Annotated in this window: 16 protein-coding genes; 11 read left to right on the forward strand and 5 right to left on the reverse strand. The window is 52.2% G+C overall.

The genetic code is table 11. The features are described from left to right. Positions 1–35 precede the first annotated feature (35 nt). The 3 genes from proC to C7B82_RS32120 all read left to right on the forward strand — a co-directional run bounded on the left by proC (position 36) and on the right by C7B82_RS32120 (position 4,512). Complete coding sequence (gene proC / locus C7B82_RS09100) at positions 36–845, forward strand: pyrroline-5-carboxylate reductase (protein WP_106255996.1); 810 nt, start codon at positions 36–38, stop codon at positions 843–845. Between the two features lie 454 nt (positions 846–1,299). Next, positions 1,300–2,826, forward strand: coding sequence for a YifB family Mg chelatase-like AAA ATPase (locus tag C7B82_RS09110; protein WP_106255977.1), 1,527 nt, complete (start codon positions 1,300–1,302; stop codon positions 2,824–2,826). Positions 2,827–2,955: 129 nt separating this feature from the next. After that, on the forward strand, positions 2,956–4,512 hold the full coding sequence (locus C7B82_RS32120; RefSeq protein WP_181357416.1) for a C1 family peptidase: 1,557 nt from the start codon (positions 2,956–2,958) through the stop codon (positions 4,510–4,512). A gap of 54 nt (positions 4,513–4,566) precedes the next feature. On the opposite strand, the gene queC is transcribed toward C7B82_RS32120, so the two are convergent. After that, complete coding sequence (gene queC, locus C7B82_RS09120) at positions 4,567–5,265, reverse strand: 7-cyano-7-deazaguanine synthase QueC (RefSeq protein ID WP_219904186.1); 699 nt, start codon at positions 5,263–5,265, stop codon at positions 4,567–4,569. Positions 5,266–5,364: 99 nt separating this feature from the next. After that, on the reverse strand, positions 5,365–5,685 hold the full coding sequence (locus C7B82_RS09125) for a hypothetical protein (RefSeq protein WP_106255980.1): 321 nt from the start codon (positions 5,683–5,685) through the stop codon (positions 5,365–5,367). Positions 5,686–5,869: 184 nt separating this feature from the next. Here C7B82_RS09125 and C7B82_RS09130 point away from each other — a divergent pair, with 184 nt between their 5' ends. Then, the gene (locus tag C7B82_RS09130; RefSeq protein ID WP_106255981.1) at positions 5,870–7,405 is read left to right on the forward strand and encodes a dolichyl-phosphate-mannose--protein mannosyltransferase; all 1,536 of its coding nucleotides are present in this window, start codon (positions 5,870–5,872) and stop codon (positions 7,403–7,405) included. A 157-nt stretch (positions 7,406–7,562) separates the two neighbouring features. Here the strand turns inward: C7B82_RS09130 and trmB are convergent, their stop codons facing one another. Next, complete coding sequence (gene trmB / locus C7B82_RS09135; protein ID WP_339375077.1) at positions 7,563–8,198, reverse strand: tRNA (guanosine(46)-N7)-methyltransferase TrmB; 636 nt, start codon at positions 8,196–8,198, stop codon at positions 7,563–7,565. Between the two features lie 20 nt (positions 8,199–8,218). Here trmB and C7B82_RS09140 point away from each other — a divergent pair, with 20 nt between their 5' ends. Together C7B82_RS09140 and C7B82_RS09145 are read left to right on the forward strand one after the other, a co-directional pair. Beyond that, entirely contained in the window at positions 8,219–9,322 is a 1,104-nt protein-coding gene (locus C7B82_RS09140) for a metallophosphoesterase family protein (RefSeq protein WP_106255982.1), read from the forward strand. A 38-nt stretch (positions 9,323–9,360) separates the two neighbouring features. After that, positions 9,361–9,684 (forward strand): hypothetical protein, encoded by a 324-nt coding sequence (locus tag C7B82_RS09145; protein WP_106255983.1) that lies wholly within the window; start codon positions 9,361–9,363, stop codon positions 9,682–9,684. 131 nt (positions 9,685–9,815) lie between these two features. Here C7B82_RS09145 and C7B82_RS09150 read toward each other — a convergent pair whose 3' ends face one another. After that, positions 9,816–11,087, reverse strand: coding sequence for an FIST signal transduction protein (locus tag C7B82_RS09150; protein WP_245939807.1), 1,272 nt, complete (start codon positions 11,085–11,087; stop codon positions 9,816–9,818). A gap of 416 nt (positions 11,088–11,503) precedes the next feature. Between C7B82_RS09150 and C7B82_RS09155 the strand changes: the two genes are divergently transcribed. From C7B82_RS09155 to C7B82_RS09175, 5 genes are all read left to right on the forward strand, one after another. After that, positions 11,504–11,728 carry a Calvin cycle protein CP12 gene (locus tag C7B82_RS09155; RefSeq protein WP_106255985.1) on the forward strand — a complete coding sequence of 75 codons (225 nt, stop codon included), beginning with the start codon at positions 11,504–11,506 and terminating at the stop codon, positions 11,726–11,728. 165 nt (positions 11,729–11,893) lie between these two features. Beyond that, entirely contained in the window at positions 11,894–12,496 is a 603-nt protein-coding gene (locus tag C7B82_RS09160; RefSeq protein WP_106255986.1) for a DUF3177 family protein, read from the forward strand. Positions 12,497–12,501: 5 nt separating this feature from the next. Further along, positions 12,502–12,810, forward strand: coding sequence for a DUF7734 family protein (locus C7B82_RS09165; protein ID WP_106255987.1), 309 nt, complete (start codon positions 12,502–12,504; stop codon positions 12,808–12,810). A gap of 202 nt (positions 12,811–13,012) precedes the next feature. After that, positions 13,013–14,584 carry a phosphoglucosamine mutase gene (gene glmM / locus C7B82_RS09170; RefSeq protein WP_106255988.1) on the forward strand — a complete coding sequence of 524 codons (1,572 nt, stop codon included), beginning with the start codon at positions 13,013–13,015 and terminating at the stop codon, positions 14,582–14,584. Positions 14,585–14,742: 158 nt separating this feature from the next. Beyond that, on the forward strand, positions 14,743–15,531 hold the full coding sequence (locus tag C7B82_RS09175) for a class I SAM-dependent methyltransferase (protein ID WP_106255989.1): 789 nt from the start codon (positions 14,743–14,745) through the stop codon (positions 15,529–15,531). Here C7B82_RS09175 and C7B82_RS33125 read toward each other — a convergent pair. After that, positions 15,514–15,718: hypothetical protein (locus C7B82_RS33125; protein ID WP_219904188.1), on the reverse strand; the 205-nt coding region annotated here is incomplete at its 5' end. The genes C7B82_RS09175 and C7B82_RS33125 overlap by 18 nt on opposite strands.

Here is a 15,718-nt window from a genome sequence, read left to right on the forward strand (position 1 = left end):
GGCTCATTGCTGAAAGCTGAATGGAGACAGTTAAGTTGAGTATCAAGCTCGGTATGATTGGCGGCGGGGTAATGGGAGAGGCTCTCTTATCCCGCCTTGTCGATCGTGGCATTTATGCCCCTCAAGACGTTCTGGTGAGTGACCCTCAGGCGGTACGGCGAGAGTTTTTAGAGCAGGCATATGGTGTTCAAGTAACAACTGATAATCGAGCCACCGCTGAGGCTGACGTGTTGTTGCTTGCGATTAAACCGCAAATCTTTAATGCCGTTGCTACGTCACTGTCAGGACTTTTTGACGCGCGATCGTCCTCTTTATTGGTTCTTTCAATTCTGGCTGGAACACCGCTGAACAAGCTAGAAGCCGCGTTTCCCCAGCAGCCCGTCATCAGAGCGATGCCGAATACACCCGCAACGGTGGGCGAAGGGATTACTGCGATCGCTCCCGGCACGCATACTCTTCCGCATCATCTGGCACGAGCACGTCAAATCTTTGAGGCTGTCGGTGAAGTGGTAGAAGTGCCCGAATCAGCTATGGATGCCGTCACAGGGCTATCTGGATCGGGACCTGGTTATGTAGCGCTACTGGTTGAGGCACTCGCTGATGGTGGGGTTGCGGCCGGATTGCCACGAGCGATCGCGTTGAAACTGGCGCTACAAACTGTGAAGGGCACCGCTCAATTGCTTCAGGAGTCTGGTACGCATCCAGGAGAGTTGAAAGATCAGGTGACGAGCCCCGGTGGTACCACGATCGCGGGCATTGCAGCGCTTGAGCGTGCTGGCTTCCGTTCGGCGCTCATTGACGCTGTGCTGGCTGCCCATCAGCGATCGCAAGACTTAGGACGTTAAACGGCAAGTTATAGCTATGGCCATGCTGGTTAGGACGGGGTGCAGGGGTGGAACCCCTGGCTGGGGGCAATGGTCGCGACGGCTTAATTGTGACGATGAAGCCCTCCCGGAAACGGCTGAAACGATGATTAATCTCACCATGATGCGTCTCATGGTGCGGCGGTTGGCGTAATTTGTCACACCCCTACCCCTTTTCAAACACCCTCTAAAAGGAACACCGCCCGATCGCTGGAAGCGGGCTTTTTAGTGGAGAAAACTTTACCTGTATCAATGCCGCTCTCGATAGGAGTTATGAATAGGGGCATTTTGAAGCTTTGCCGCTGGTAGTGCTGGCAATTGGGCTGATTAGGGACGCTACCTATTGTCAACCACAGAGTCATCTTGATGGCAGCCCCTAACTGTTTTGCCCCAACACATTACGGGCACTCTAGACAGCAGAACGTTAAGGGTGGCTATGCTTGCCAGAGTTTGGAGTGCATCACTGGTTGGAATCGACGCTGTGAAGGTGGGTGTCGAGGTTGATATTGCTGGTGGACTACCCGGTATTGTTGTAGTCGGGCTGCCCTCGCAGGAAGTGCAGGAGTCGAAAGAGCGTGTGCGGGCGGCGCTGAAGAATGCGGGCTACACCTTTCCCATGCGGAAAGTGGTGGTCAACCTGACTCCAGCGGATCTGCGGAAAGAAGGGCCGAGTTTTGATTTGCCGATCGGCGTTGGCATTTTGGCAGCTTCAGAGCAGGTGAAGACAGACCTCCTGGATGAGTATTTATTTTTAGGCGAGGTGTCGCTCGATGGCAGTCTTCGTCCGGTAGCGGGAGTGTTGGCGATCGCTGCTGCAGCCAAACGCCTTGGCATTTCCGGGTTGGTCGTGCCAGCCGACAATGCTCGCGAAGCGGCTGTGGTTAAAGGCTTGTCCGTTTTTGGGTTTCAACATCTCTCTGAAGTGGGCAACTTTCTCTCCGCCTCTGAGCAGTACACACCAACGCAGGTGAATGGGCTAGCGGAATTAGAGCAAGCGCAGTTTACTGGCCCCGACCTTAAAGATGTGAAAGGACAAGCCCATGCCCGTCGGGCGCTCGAAATTGCCGCAGCGGGCGGGCATAATTTAATTTTTGTGGGACCTCCCGGCAGTGGCAAAACGATGCTTGCTCGTCGTCTTCCTGGTATTTTGCCGCCCTTAACCTTTGACGAAGCGCTAGAAGTGACTCAAATCCACTCGGTTGCTGGCTTGCTCAAGAACAAAGGCTCGTTGGTGGCGACACGTCCGTTTCGCAGTCCCCATCATTCGGCTTCAGGACCTTCGCTAGTGGGTGGTGGCAGCTTTCCTCGACCGGGTGAAATTTCCTTATCACACCGAGGGATCTTGTTTTTGGATGAACTCACCGAATTTAAGCGGGATGTGCTGGAGTTTCTGCGCCAGCCGCTAGAGGACGGATTCGTGAGCATCTCTCGAACGCGGCAATCCGTCACCTTTCCAGCGCAGTTTACCTTGGTTGCCAGTGCTAATCCTTGCCCATGCGGCTACTTTGCCGATACGGTACAGCCCTGCACCTGCACGCCCAGAGCGAGAGAGCAGTATTGGGCGCGGCTGTCGGGACCGTTGATGGATCGCATTGATCTGCAAGTGGCGGTGAATCGCCTGAAGCCAGAAGAAATTACCCAACAGCCGAAGGGTGAGGAATCGGCATCGGTGCGCGATCGCGTCCAGGTTGCCCGCGATCGTGCCCATACTCGTTTTACAGAGACACCGTTACGCTGCAACGCCGAGATGCAAAGTCGCCACCTGAAGCAGTGGTGTGCGCTGGATGATGGCACCCGCAACTTGCTCGAAGCTGCCATTCGCAAATTGGGTTTGTCAGTGCGGGCAAGCGATCGCATTCTCAAGGTGGCACGGACGATCGCCGATTTGTCTGGTGATGCGAACCTGCAAACTCAGCATGTTGCCGAAGCGATTCAATATCGCACCATTGATCGGATGCAGTAGTTAAGCGTTGGACTGGCGATCGTGCTCAATTGTGAATCTCCAGTCTTTTAGCTGTCGTTAGCCCGGTTCTGGTTCAGGGAAATCTGTATGAATGAGCACATCGCTCTTCCCCTCTGTAAAGGTCTCTCAATGCCAGTCAAAAATTTTCGTCACGTTCGCAAAGCAACGGTTGTCAAAACACCCGATGGTGGACAGATTAAACTCGGCAGCTATCGTCCCGACAAAAAAAATCCTAACGACAAAACGTATAAATCCAGTCGATCGACCGACGATTTGCCGTCAAAAGTTGATTTGCGCCCCTACATGACTCCGGTTGAAAATCAGGGGAACTCCAATAGCTGTACTGCTAACGCGATGGCAGGCGCGTATGAATATCTGGCAAAGCGGGTCAAAGGGTCTGCACACGATGTCAGCCGCCTGTTTATTTACTACAATGCCCGTGAGCTTGATGGTGCCACCGATTCGGATGAGGGCACCTATCTCCGGAGTTGCGTTAAGGTGCTGAAAAAATATGGCACCTGCGCCGAAACGACCTGGCCCTTTGATCTACACCGCATTTTTGAACCACCCCATGAAAGCGCCTATACCGAAGCGACCAGTTTTTTGATTGAAGATGCCTACCGGGTGAAGGTTGACCTCGATGCCATGCGGCAATGTTTGGCTGACGGCTACCCCTTCACCTTTGGGTTAGATCTATTCTCATCGTTTCAAAAGGCTGGCTCGAAGGGTTTGGTGCCTATGCCCGATCCAGACAGCGAACAACATGATGGCGGACATGCCATGCTCTGCGTGGGTTACTCCGATGCCGATAAAGTGTTCATCGTCCGCAACTCCTGGGGCGAAGGTTGGGGCGATCACGGCTACTGCTACATCCCCTACGACTACATGACGAATCCCGACCTCAATGGTGACTTGTGGGCGATTCGGCATGTGGCGGATGCGGATATCGACCTGAGCCAGGACATTCAAGGCGAACGGACGTCGTTATTTAGTGGTGCAACCGCCGCGATCGCCCATGCGATGCAGCTTCCTAGGGCTAGCCGCACAACCGAGTATGACAACGACTACACCGTCGAATACGCCGCTCAATCAGTTTTCGTCAACGGGGGATTCATCGCCATTTCAGACTACGAAGATCTGGATTCGCTGTACTTCGCTGAATATGAGGACGAGTACGAAGAATTTACGCTGACAGAGACCTCTGAAGAAACCGAGTATAGCTACGAGGAAACCTCTGAAGAGACTTCTGAAGAAACTGAGTATAGCTACGAGGAAACCTCTGAAGAATCTGAAGAATCTGAAGAGACAGAAGACAGCTACGAAGAGGAGTCTGAAGAGGAGGAATCGGAGGACGAGGACGAGGAGTCTGAGGACGAAAATGAAGAAGACTCTGAGGAAATAGAAGACAGCTACGAAGAAGACTCTGAAGACGACGAATCTGAAGAAGAGGATTCCGAAGAAGAGGATTCCGAAGAGGACGAAGAGTCTGAAGAAGAAGACTCTGAAGAGACAGAAGACAGCTACGAAGAGGACTCTGAAGAGGACGAATCTGAAGAAGAGGATTCCGAAGAAGAGGAGTCTGAAGCAGAACCCGAAGAGGAATCTGAAGAGGACTATGGAGATGCTGAAGCCAGCTACGACGAAGGCGGTGAAGACGAAGGCGGCGGCGAAGGTGAGGAGGAATAGGTAAGTGTCACCCAAAGGCCTCCGATTTCTCTAAGAAATCGGAGGCCTAAAAGCTCAAAGGGATGGGCTATGAAGTGTTTGCCCGATCGCCGTTGCCAGTGCCGCATGTCCCGCTTCAATCAGGGCACGATCGCGAATGCGGCAGGAATCACATAGCCCGCAAGGCTCTTCTTTGCCTTCGTAACAAGACCAGGTTTGGGCGATCGGCACTCCCAGTTTCAGAGCACGACGCACAATATCGGCTTTGCTATCCATCACTAACGGTGCGACCAGCTTTGGCGCGTTGCCTTCAAGCCCTGCTTTAGAAGACAGTCTGGCGAGATGCTGAAATGCCTCCAGATACGCAGGTCGGCAGTCGGGATAGCCGGAGTAGTCTACGGCATTGATGCCCAGGTAAATGGCGTCTGCGTCTTTGGCTTCTGCCAGTGAAAGGGCGATCGCGATAAACACGGTATTGCGCCCCGGCACATAGGTATTTGGGATGACGTTGGTTTGGACACCGTCATGTGGCATGGTGACAGTCTGATCAGTCAGTGAAGAACCGCCCCACTGTGCCAGATTGACCACCATAATGAAGTGCTCCTGGATGCCCAGTTGAGCAGCAATTTGCTTAGCGGCAAGGAGTTCGCGCACATGGCGTTGCCCATAGTTAAGAGACAAGGCAATGATACGGTAACCATCGGCGATCGCCTGAGCCGCTGCAGTGGCGGAATCAAGCCCGCCTGAAAGTAACACAATGGCGATCGGCGGCATCATCGACTCCGAGACTGTAAATTCTGAGACTATTCATCAGATTGTGGCTGGGAAAGTAGAGATATTCCTTGATCACAACATCCACCGAATGCGATCGCACTAACGCCTGGTTTCCAGCAATTGTTCCACAATGCGAGACAGTCGCGCCACGCTTTCGGCTTGCTGCTGGCTGGTTTTAGATTGCTCCCTGACCGTTTCTTTAATTTCTGCCATGTCGGCTCTAAATTCAGTCATGCCATCGGTTAAGTGGCTGATCTGGACGCTGACTTCAGCAATTTGAGCGCTGTTTGCTTTGATGGTTTCCTTAATTTCTGCCATGTCGGCTCTAAATTCGGTCGTACTTTCGGTGAGCCTGCCGATCTGCTCGGTGATGATTTCGAGGCGATGATCAATGGTGTCAAGCCGTTGTTCTGTTGTCATAGCAGTGACATTTGTACGATCGCTCGCTCGTCCGCATCGTCTGGCTTATTCTACATGCTTTGCGATCGGTTCTGGTGGCAGGAGGCTGACCGCTACGTTGCTAAACTTTGCCACTCAAGGTCTATGGCTGACCCTCTTCCCTGTGCGAAAGTAGGAACGCATATGGAAGGACTGAACGTGAGCTATGAGTTTGTTAAAAAAGCCGTCAGGTTTGTCTGACTCCTGGTTCAAGATTGGCTTGGCTGGATTGCTGATCGTGTCCCTTGCTCTGCGCTTTTGGGGCTTGGGGCGGTTCAACAGTTTGGTCTTTGATGAAGTCTACTACGTCAAATTTGCCCACGATTACCTGACTAAGACTCCGCTCTTTGATGGTCATCCACCGCTGAGCAAGTATTTGATTGCGATCGGTATTTGGCTGGGCAATCAGATGCCGATCGGTCACGATACGGCTAATCGTCTCGCAGGTGCCGAATACACAACATGGAGTTACCGCTGGCTCAACGCGCTGACAGGTTCTTTCATCCCATTGGTAGTGGCAGGGATTGCCTATCAATTGAGCCAGCGGCGCAGTTATGCCTTTCTTGCGGGGCTTTTTGCAGCGCTGGATGGCTTATTTTTAGTCGAGTCCCGTTATGCATTGAATAACGTCTATCTTGTCATCTTTGGGCTACTGGGGTTGTGGTGCTTTCTACTGGCGTTGGAGGCGCGATCGCCCTGGCGTAGCGTTTATTTGGTCGGTTCCGGCATCTTCTTTGGAGCCTCCGCCTCGATCAAGTGGAATGGACTCTGGTTTCTCTTTGGTGCCTATGGGCTGTGGTTGGTCGCCTGGTTGCTCCGCTGGCTCCAGTCTAAATTTCCCCGTAATACTGAACTGGCTGTATTGAATACTGCGACAGAAGCAGGGCCGACTAATCAGATACACAGCCCACTACAACGGTTGACGCGATTAGCGCCGTGGCAACTGGTGCTAAACCTGGTTGTTGTGCCAGCGGTGTTTTACCGCCTGATCTGGATTCCTCATTTGAAGTTCTATACGACAGCCAGCTTTTGGGAACTGCAGAAACAAATCTTGGATTATCACGAGCGTGTGGGGAGTGGACCGAAAGTGCATCCCTATTGCGCAGAATGGTACACCTGGATTTTTATGTGGCGTCCGGTCGCTTACTACTACAAAGTGGAAGCTCAAGGTGGCCCGCTGTTCTCTAGTGACCCCTCTGTGCGACCCGGTAGTACGGTGATTTACGATGTTCATGCGATCGGCAATCCGCTGCTTTGGTGGCTGTCGACCCTGGCGATCGTGCTGATGTTCATTGTGCTAACGCAACAGATTGTGACCTGGCTGACGGTGCAAGGTGACGCTCAAGGACAGTCTGGCGAGGAGCTGTTAGACAACGATCGCCGCCCGCTCTTAAATGCGACCGAAGTCTGGTTAGCGCTCTTTCTCTGCGTGAACTACGCCGCCAACTTGCTGCCCTGGGTTCGGGTGACCCGCTGCACGTTTTTGTATCACTACATGGGCGCTTCGGTGTTTGCGTCGATGGCGATCGCCTGGTTAGTCGATCGTTGGCTCCACAGTAAGCAAGCCAACTTGAGAACCATTGGCATCGTTGCGATCGTTCTCATCGTACTGGCGTTTATCTTCTGGTTGCCCATCTACTTAGGGTTGCCGCTCTCGTCGCTCGAATTTCGCCTGCGAATGTGGCTACCGTCGTGGGTTTAGGGAGGGGAGAGTTTTGAGTTTTGTATAGCCTTCGGTATTCAAGAAACGCGAAGCGTTTCCGTAGCTTTGGCTTCCTGAAGGGTAGGAAATATTTTGAGTTTTGAGTAGCGCTTCGCGCCGCTACGCTAGAGAGTTTTGAGTTTTGAATTTTGACCTACTAACCACCAACCACTTTCCTGACAAACACCGATCGGTATACGGCTTCTCCCCGCTCCATTGTTGAAGTTTCGCGTTCGGTGGGGATGGGGAGAGGGTTTGTCGGTAGCCAGTCAGCACTCTTGCAGGTAAAGGCGGTATGGGCGGCGAGACGATCGCGCATCTCTATGGCAACTTCTGCCACATCAGATTGGATGAAGACGGTGCCATCGGGCGCTAGGGCGTCTGCCAGAGCTTCGATTAGATCTGGCTGTACGACGCGGCGCTTTTGGTGTTTGCGCTTGAACCACGGGTCGGGAAATTGAATAGACACTTGTTGGAGCCTTCCCGCAGGGAGCGATTGCAATAACGGGCGTAGGGAATTGTTGGCGTTGCAAAAGAGATAGTGCAGGTTGGTCAAACCCAACTCCGTTTTCCAACCGTTCGCCTGATCAACCAACGGTTCCCGAATCTCCAGTCCCAGAAAATTCCAGTCTGGCTGCACCTGTGCCATTTGCAAGAGGAACCGACCCTTGCCGCAACCAATGTCTAGATGAAGCGGTCGATCGAAGGCATGATAAAGACTGTCCCAGTCAGGTGGGCTGATGGGCGTCTGATATTTCTTACTGAGTGGGTTGACATGCTCACGCACACGCACAATAGACAAGTGAGGCACCTATGAGTCTTAATTTTCGCTTTGCTGTCATTAGCGATCTACACATTGCCCTACCGCAGACGATTTGGAACCATCCCAGCCGCTTTCATTTGGTTGAAGTCAGCATTCCGGTCTTGGAAAACATTCTCGATCGCTTGAGCGAGTGTGAGCTTGATTTCCTTCTCCTGCCTGGCGATTTGACCCAGCATGGCGAACCGGCAAACCACACCTGGCTGGCAGAACGGTTGGCGCAACTACCATATCCGACGTATGTGATCCCTGGTAACCATGATGTACCCAGTTTGCAGGCTAATCATACGTCGATCGGGCTAGCGGACTTTCCACACTACTACCGATCGTTTGGCTATGACAATCCCAAGCAACTGTATTACACCTGCCAATTGCTGCCAGGAGTGCGACTGATTGCGCTGAACTCTAATCAGTTTAATGCTCAAGACAAGCAATTGGGATGCTTAGATGATGAGCAATTGGTCTGGCTGCAGCAAGTGCTAGAAACCCACCAAAACGATTTGATTCTGGTCATGATTCACCACAACGTTGTGGAACATCTGCCAGGACAAGCTCGCCATCCGATCGGGCAGCGTTACATGCTGGACAATGCGCCAACACTGCTTCAACTGCTGCGCAACGCGGGTGTGCAGTTAGTGTTTACAGGGCATTTGCATGTGCAGGATGTCGCTTACTCTAAAGGGGTTTATGACATCACAACTGGATCGCTGGTGAGCTATCCCCATCCCTATCGTGTGCTGGAGTTGCAGACGGACGATCGCGGTCAGCGATCGCTCCAAATCACCTCCGGTCGCGTTGAGTCTGTGCCTGGGTGGGAGACGTTGCAGCAAACGTCGCGTGACTTCATGGGCGATCGATCCCAGCCGTTTATGCTCCAGCTCTTAATGCAGCCAGCCTTGAAGTTATCTCAGGCTGAAGCTGAGGCACTTGCCCCTAGCCTGCGCTACTTTTGGGCAGACCTTGCCAATGGTGACGCGACGTTCACGTTTCCTGAGTTTCCTAACGCTGCCCGTCGCCACTTTGAGCGCTTTAGCGCGATCGACGCCGAGGGTCAGCCACAATCGATCGATAACGCCGTAACCTTACGCTTGTCATAACGAATTTAGATCTAGGAGTGTTTAGATTGAGTAGTGGAATGACTTTACTGGTACTGCTTATGGCGGCTGTACTAGAGGTAGGTGGCGATGCCTTGGTGCGATCGGGTTTGCAAAGTACGGTCTTGCTAAGGCGCACTGAATTGATACTGCTGGGCGGCCTTGTCTTGCTGTCTTACGGTGTGGTTGTAAACCTTCCACTCTGGGACTTTGGGCGCTTGCTGGGTGTCTACGTGACGCTGTTTTTCTTGGTCGCTCAACTGATCAACTGGTTTGGCTTTGGTCTCAAGCCTACCGTGCCGATTCTAGTCGGAGGGGCCTTAATCATGACGGGTGGCTTGGTAATTTCTTTTTGGAGACCTTGAGATTGCAGCGATCAGCGATCAGCAATTCTCAGAGTTTTGAGTTTTGAGTTCTGCTTTGCATTGCAACCCCAGCGAGTTTTGAGTTAATTCTGCTGCCTCTGCTGCCCTTTCTGCTTCTGCTTCCTGCCTTCTTACGGTTGCCGTACAATCCCAAACGCGGAGGTGAACCCATGTAGGAAGGTGCTGTTGCCGACAGGCCCGATTTCGCCACTGCAAAAGAAACCACTCAAGGGTACGTCAGGAAAATAACGACTGAAAAGGTGGGAATCGAAGTTGGGTTCGTCGTATAAACGTTCCCCCCTTCCCACACAGGCAAACATGAGTGCGCCGATCGCGTCAGTCGGTTTTGTCTGCTGATAGCGTTCAAGCAGCATTTCCAGGTCTTCGGCTGACGCTTCGGCATCACGCAAATGAAACTGAATGCGCTGGCCGGGGCGAATACGATCGCCAATCGCGATCGCGCCAACTCTGGGATCGACCCCTAACAAATATCGGATCAAAAAGTCTCCCTGCTCTAAGTCTTGTTTAAATTCATTCTGAGCGACACCCACGAAGAGCGCATTTTGCGCCAGCATCCGGTCTTCTTCGTCAAGCGTCTGAATCAGATCCTGTAGCACTTCTAAAGGCGTACGCTTTTGGGACACTCGTGAGCTGCCACCATGCGGTACAGGGTTTGAGTCTTCCTGCTCTTCTAGCCCTAAGAGAATATTTCGCTCGCCCTCTGTCACCCAGTACGGTTGACCGATCGGTCGGCAACCCTGAGCGACGATGGTCTCTAAGACAACATTGCCGCTCAGGGTAAGGCCAACCAAGCCTTCACGGTATAAGCGGTAATCACAGAACAAACCGCTACTGCCGTCATTGGCGGCAGCGCTGGCAACGCCGCCTACCTTAACCGACCCAGGATAGGCAAAATCTAACCCCTGTAGCAGATCATTAATTTTAGAAAAGGACTGATCAGCCAGTAAAACGAATTGTGGTTGGTCATCAATTGGCACATCAATCAACTCCACCCAGGCATCGGGCGCACTGTCTAAATCAGGCAACTGCTCGGCGGTGAGGTGAAACGATCGTACGGTTACGCCTGGCAGCGTCGCTAGCGTGAGCACGATCGCGGGCTCACCTTCCACTTCCTGTGGCTGTCCGTTGCCCTTCGTCCCAACCACACCCGTCCCACCACACCCAATGATCGGTATGGCTGGCAACCGCTCCTGTAGCAGCGGCATTAAACGAGAATACTCACTAGCAAAGGCGGCGGCAATAAAGACAAAGCCAACATTGGGGGGCTCTCGCATTGCTGCTTGTGCCTTTTGCACCACATCATCAACGGCTGCTTCTAGTGAAGGACGAGTGGACAGCGCACTGACCCACTGCATTGAATTGGCGATGTCTCCTCCTGTCATTGGCTCCTCCCCCTTTAAGCAAAGGATGATCACCAGCGTAGCTGGAAATGTTTCGATCTTTCGAAGATTATGGGCAATTATTAGAACGGCCTCAATAATTCTCAAGCTTCGCTAGGGCGTTTTGCGGATCTGGTAAGGTGGTGTTAGCGTTACGATAAGTAAAGATGGAATGCTGTCCGTTATCCTCTGCTTTGTTGAGGCTAATGATCAATCTTTAATGATTAGGCAGGTTCCCATTGGCGCGCGATTGCTCTTTGCCCTACCAAGCAGAGCTGAAAACAGTGATGGATGTGAATGCACATCGATCGAGCGATCGGTAAGGTGCTGATGTTTGAAGGAGCGGCTGTAACTTACGAACCAGTAATTTACCAGCGCTTAACCCATACTTGATGAGAATGATTAGTAGCGAACAATCCATGAGCGATATTAAAGAAAAAATCGAAGACGAGTTGCAGCAAGCCCGCGCTGCTTGCGACATCAACGGTAGCACCTCCCCTGAGTGTGCCGCAGCCTGGGACGCCGTCGAAGAATTGCAAGCTGAAGCCGCGCATCAACGGGAAACCAAGCCTAAGAAAAACTCCCTTGAGATCTACTGCGACGATAATCCCGAAGCGGCTGAATGTCGTATCTATGACGACTAATGCCTGCTGACTCTAAGCGCCAAGCCCTGGATTCTCTGTAACGCTTGAGTGCGCAGGCTCATACATTGACGAGTAGCTGGAATGCCTCACTGGCGTTTGAGTTACTCGTCAATTTTAATGTTTAAGCTTTAATGTAAGAATTGTTTCCGGTCGACCCTTATTTTTATGCAGTCCCCCTCCTGGTTGCCATCGCTTGTCTGGACAGATTATCGACTGGCACTCCTGTTTACGGTTCTGATGCCGCTCATTCTGCTGCTCTGGGCCTTTATCGCCAAAGCAGAGACGATGCAGAGCCTGCTGGTCATTTACTGGCGTGTTTCGAGCTTGCTGGCAATCACGGTGTATTTACTCATTGGAGCGCTACCAGTTGGGTTTATTGCTGGCTGGGTGGCACGGGTCTTAATTCCGGTGTCCCTCTGGTTTTGGGCTGATTTAAATGAAGAAATCAAAGAACAGCCGTCTAGTCGGCTGAAATTAAGCTTTGTTTCCTGGCGTTGGGCTGTATCACTTTACTGTGGCCTTGGCGCGATCGCTCAAATTCCGGTCTTACGTTGTGCTTTAACAGGGACAGATGCCTTGCTCCAAGAGCCCTTTTGCCGTATCTGGCTTGACCCACCCTGGGCGTTTAGAGCAATGTTTCACCCCACAACAAAGCCGTTTTTCTTAGGTTTTCTAGCGCTGGTCGGTTTGGCTATTTATGTGATCTACCTCGGTTACTTTGTTGTAGTGCGACTGGGTAGACAAGGGCGATCGGCAACGGGACAGTAGGCGAAATGGCTCACCCGGTAGACATGCCAGGACAGCGCTTAGAACGCTACACCGAAAAGCAGCCTCAGGAAGTTTTACTGGTCACAACGATAGTAGAAGGCGAGGTCGATCAGGTTGTCATCTTTCGGGGCTTTTCTAGCTCGTTAGTGCGATCGACGGCCTTTGATCCGGATCTGCCCGTGCTAGCTGAGAATGCTGTAATTCAGTCCATCGATCGCCTACAAAGCCCTTACGATCCCAGCCATCCTCGTTACATTCAGCAAGGGCTGACATGGGAAGAGATGCAAGCACTGCTTAAAGTGCTGGGCGTGTAGCGGCTCTGAATGCTAACCAACCGCTATCGCTCGGCGCTCGATTGAAGCGACCTCAACGTTGAGTCCAAAATTTGGTTCCCTCATCGATATTGGTGGACATAGCCATTCATTAGACGCTTCGTTTAGTGGCGTGGCATCAATCGCATTTCTGAAGAAAATGTTATCCTCCACTGTGAGTGTGTTGTGTGGGGTTATTTAGTGTATGGTTCAATCTCCAGTGAGGACGCAACCGTCCGAGAGTGTCGGCTTGGTGCCGCTGCAACAGTCATCTACTCCTGAAGTGACACGATCGTCGTTAGCTTCGTCGCCACTTGTTGATGACGCTGTGGCGACTAGTCTACTAGTTGGTTCCGGGTGGGGAGGGCTCAACCTTCCAGAAAGTCGCTTGTTTGGTACGGATGGTATTCGTGGGCGTGCTGGAGATCTACTGACGGCACCGCTAGCATTGCAAATTGGCTTTTGGGCAGGACATATTCTCCGATCGCAGACTGATAGCGATGCTCCTGTCATCATTGGGCAAGACTCGCGCAACTCTGGAAGTATGTTAGCGATGGCGCTTTCTGCTGGTCTCAATGCGGCTGGTGTGGAGGTGTGGAATTTGGGACTATGCCCCACACCTGCTGTTGCACATCTGACTAGTACGTTAGGCGCGATCGGTGGCGTAATGATTTCTGCCAGCCACAATCCGCCAGAAGATAACGGCATTAAGTTCTTTGGCGCGAGTGGAAGTAAGCTGTCGCTGTCCGTACAAGAACACATCGAGGCAGCCTTGCGAGGCAACGACACGGCAGGGCTAGTGAGTGATGTTGGCGCGGGCACCGGTAGCTATCGCTGCGGGCAAAACTACTATCGCTCAGAGTTGCTCAGTGACTATCTAGCATCCATTCAAAACCCGCTATTGGCAAAAGCATCCGCTTTACCGCTGCAAGGTATGCGAGTTGTGTTGGACTTGGCTTGGGGGGCTGCAGTACACCTGGCGCCGCAAGCGTTTAGGGCGCTTGGCGCAACAGTGATTTGTCTCCACGATCAGCCAGATGGCGATCGCATCAATGTCAACTGTGGTTCAACCCACCTGGCAACGCTGCAAGCGTCTGTTCAGGAGCATCATGCCGCTTTGGGGTTTGCGTTTGATGGGGATGCCGATCGCGTGCTGGCAGTAGATGCGAGTGGTCGTGTAGTGGATGGTGACTATATCCTGTATCTCTGGGGTCAGTCCTTACGGCAGGCTCAACAGCTACCCGGTGATACGATCGTCGCCACAGTCATGTCTAATTTAGGCTTTGAGCGTGCCTGGGAAAAGCAGGGCGGCAAGCTGATTCGTGCGGCTGTTGGCGATCAATATGTGCATGCCGAAATGGTGCGACATGGCTCTGTCTTGGGTGGTGAGCAGTCGGGTCATATTCTCTGTAGCCACTACAGCGTGAGTGGTGATGGCCTGTTGACTGCGCTTCATCTGGCTGCTCTAGTCCAGCGGTCGGGCGCTTCGCTGAGCACTCTGGTCGATCGCAGCTTCCAGACCTATCCTCAACGGTTGCAAAATGTGCGGGTAGACGATCGCGCCCGACGACTGGATTGGCAAAACTGCGATCCACTGCGACAGGTGATCGCGCAAGCAGAAGCCGCTATGGGTGATCAAGGGCGGGTTCTTGTTCGTGCTTCTGGCACTGAGCCGCTCATTCGCGTCATGGTAGAAGCGGTCACTGCTGATCTGGTCACTCATTGGACTGATACGATCGTGTCTGTTGTGAGGCAGCACCTCGTTGTCAAGGGCTGATGCAGAGACCGGGTTTCTAGAAATTACCTGGATACCCAACGGTGCTTGTTCATGCAGAAACCCGGTCTCTCTTAAGGCGTGATTCAGTCTTATCGATTAGCTTTCCATACCTGTGATGGAATTCTCGTAGCGGCATCCATCATTGGAACAGATTGGGTATGGTTGGCGATCGTAATCAGAATGCCTATGCGGCTGCTCGTATTGTGCGGCACTACGCACAGCTAGGTGCGTTACAGCCTGCAGAACAGACCGTTCTCGACCTCCTTCACGATCGCTTACCTGGCATGAAAATGCTCGACATTGGGGTTGGCGGCGGTCGGACAACGAAGCACTTTGCTGCGATCGTGGCGGACTATACCGGCATCGATTATTCCACTGCGATGATTGCAGCCTGCAAGAAGCGTTTTGCAGCTTCTTCTCAAACAGCGCTGTTTGAAGTTTGCGACGCTAGAGATCTGAGTCGGTTTCAAGACGATTCGTTTGATTTCATTTTGTTTAGTTTTAATGGCATTGACTACGTTTCGCACGCCGATCGATTGAAGGTTTTTCAAGAAGTGTGCCGGGTTGGCAGGCCTGGTGGTTATTTCTGTTTCTCAAGTCATAACCTTCAGGGGCTGGAGCGAGAATTTGATTTTAGGAAGCGGCTCGACCTTAACCCGTTGAAGATTTACGTGGATTTGGTGATGCTGGCTTTGCTACGCTTGTTCAATCCCTCAACGACCCTTAAACAGTTGAACGCTTCCGCCCATGTGGTAGTGAAGGATGAATCCCATAACTTTTGCTTGCAGACCTATTACGTGAGACCCAGCGAACAACTCAGCCAATTGAATGCGAACTTTAGTGATGTCAACGTCTATGCGTGGAAAAGTGGCTTGAACGTGACTGCTGAACGTGAACTGGTTTCTAATGTCGATCTGTGGCTTTACTACCTATGCGTCATTGATTGATAGTCCAACGGGATCGTGTGGTGCTGCTATTGCAAAGCCAAGATTGGGCAGGGTGCATGCGAATTTGCTGAGCGCTTGGGGCATTCTTACCTTGATTACAGATGGCAGATGCAGGGTGGTTTCATACAAGGAAATGAAAGACCTGATGCAGTTGATTAGCCCAAGCTCTGAGGGCTTGTGGAACGGT

Source organism: Stenomitos frigidus ULC18, from assembly GCF_003003795.1.
Taxonomy (GTDB): Bacteria; Cyanobacteriota; Cyanobacteriia; order Leptolyngbyales; family Leptolyngbyaceae; genus Stenomitos; species Stenomitos frigidus_A.

Bases quoted from the DNA above. Each gene is read 5' to 3' on its own strand.
- C7B82_RS09110 (WP_106255977.1), top strand. From the start codon at position 1,300: ATGCTTGCCAGAGTTTGGAGTGCATCACTGGTTGGAATCGACGCTGTG.
- C7B82_RS32120 (WP_181357416.1), top strand. From the start codon at position 2,956: ATGCCAGTCAAAAATTTTCGTCACGTTCGCAAAGCAACGGTTGTCAAA.
- queC (WP_219904186.1), bottom strand. From the start codon at position 5,265: ATGCCGCCGATCGCCATTGTGTTACTTTCAGGCGGGCTTGATTCCGCC.
- C7B82_RS09125 (WP_106255980.1), bottom strand. From the start codon at position 5,685: ATGACAACAGAACAACGGCTTGACACCATTGATCATCGCCTCGAAATC.
- C7B82_RS09130 (WP_106255981.1), top strand. From the start codon at position 5,870: ATGAGTTTGTTAAAAAAGCCGTCAGGTTTGTCTGACTCCTGGTTCAAG.
- C7B82_RS09140 (WP_106255982.1), top strand. From the start codon at position 8,219: ATGAGTCTTAATTTTCGCTTTGCTGTCATTAGCGATCTACACATTGCC.
- C7B82_RS09145 (WP_106255983.1), top strand. From the start codon at position 9,361: ATGACTTTACTGGTACTGCTTATGGCGGCTGTACTAGAGGTAGGTGGC.
- C7B82_RS09150 (WP_245939807.1), bottom strand. From the start codon at position 11,087: ATGACAGGAGGAGACATCGCCAATTCAATGCAGTGGGTCAGTGCGCTG.
- C7B82_RS09155 (WP_106255985.1), top strand. From the start codon at position 11,504: ATGAGCGATATTAAAGAAAAAATCGAAGACGAGTTGCAGCAAGCCCGC.
- C7B82_RS09160 (WP_106255986.1), top strand. From the start codon at position 11,894: ATGCAGTCCCCCTCCTGGTTGCCATCGCTTGTCTGGACAGATTATCGA.
- C7B82_RS09165 (WP_106255987.1), top strand. From the start codon at position 12,502: ATGGCTCACCCGGTAGACATGCCAGGACAGCGCTTAGAACGCTACACC.
- glmM (WP_106255988.1), top strand. From the start codon at position 13,013: ATGGTTCAATCTCCAGTGAGGACGCAACCGTCCGAGAGTGTCGGCTTG.
- C7B82_RS09175 (WP_106255989.1), top strand. From the start codon at position 14,743: ATGGTTGGCGATCGTAATCAGAATGCCTATGCGGCTGCTCGTATTGTG.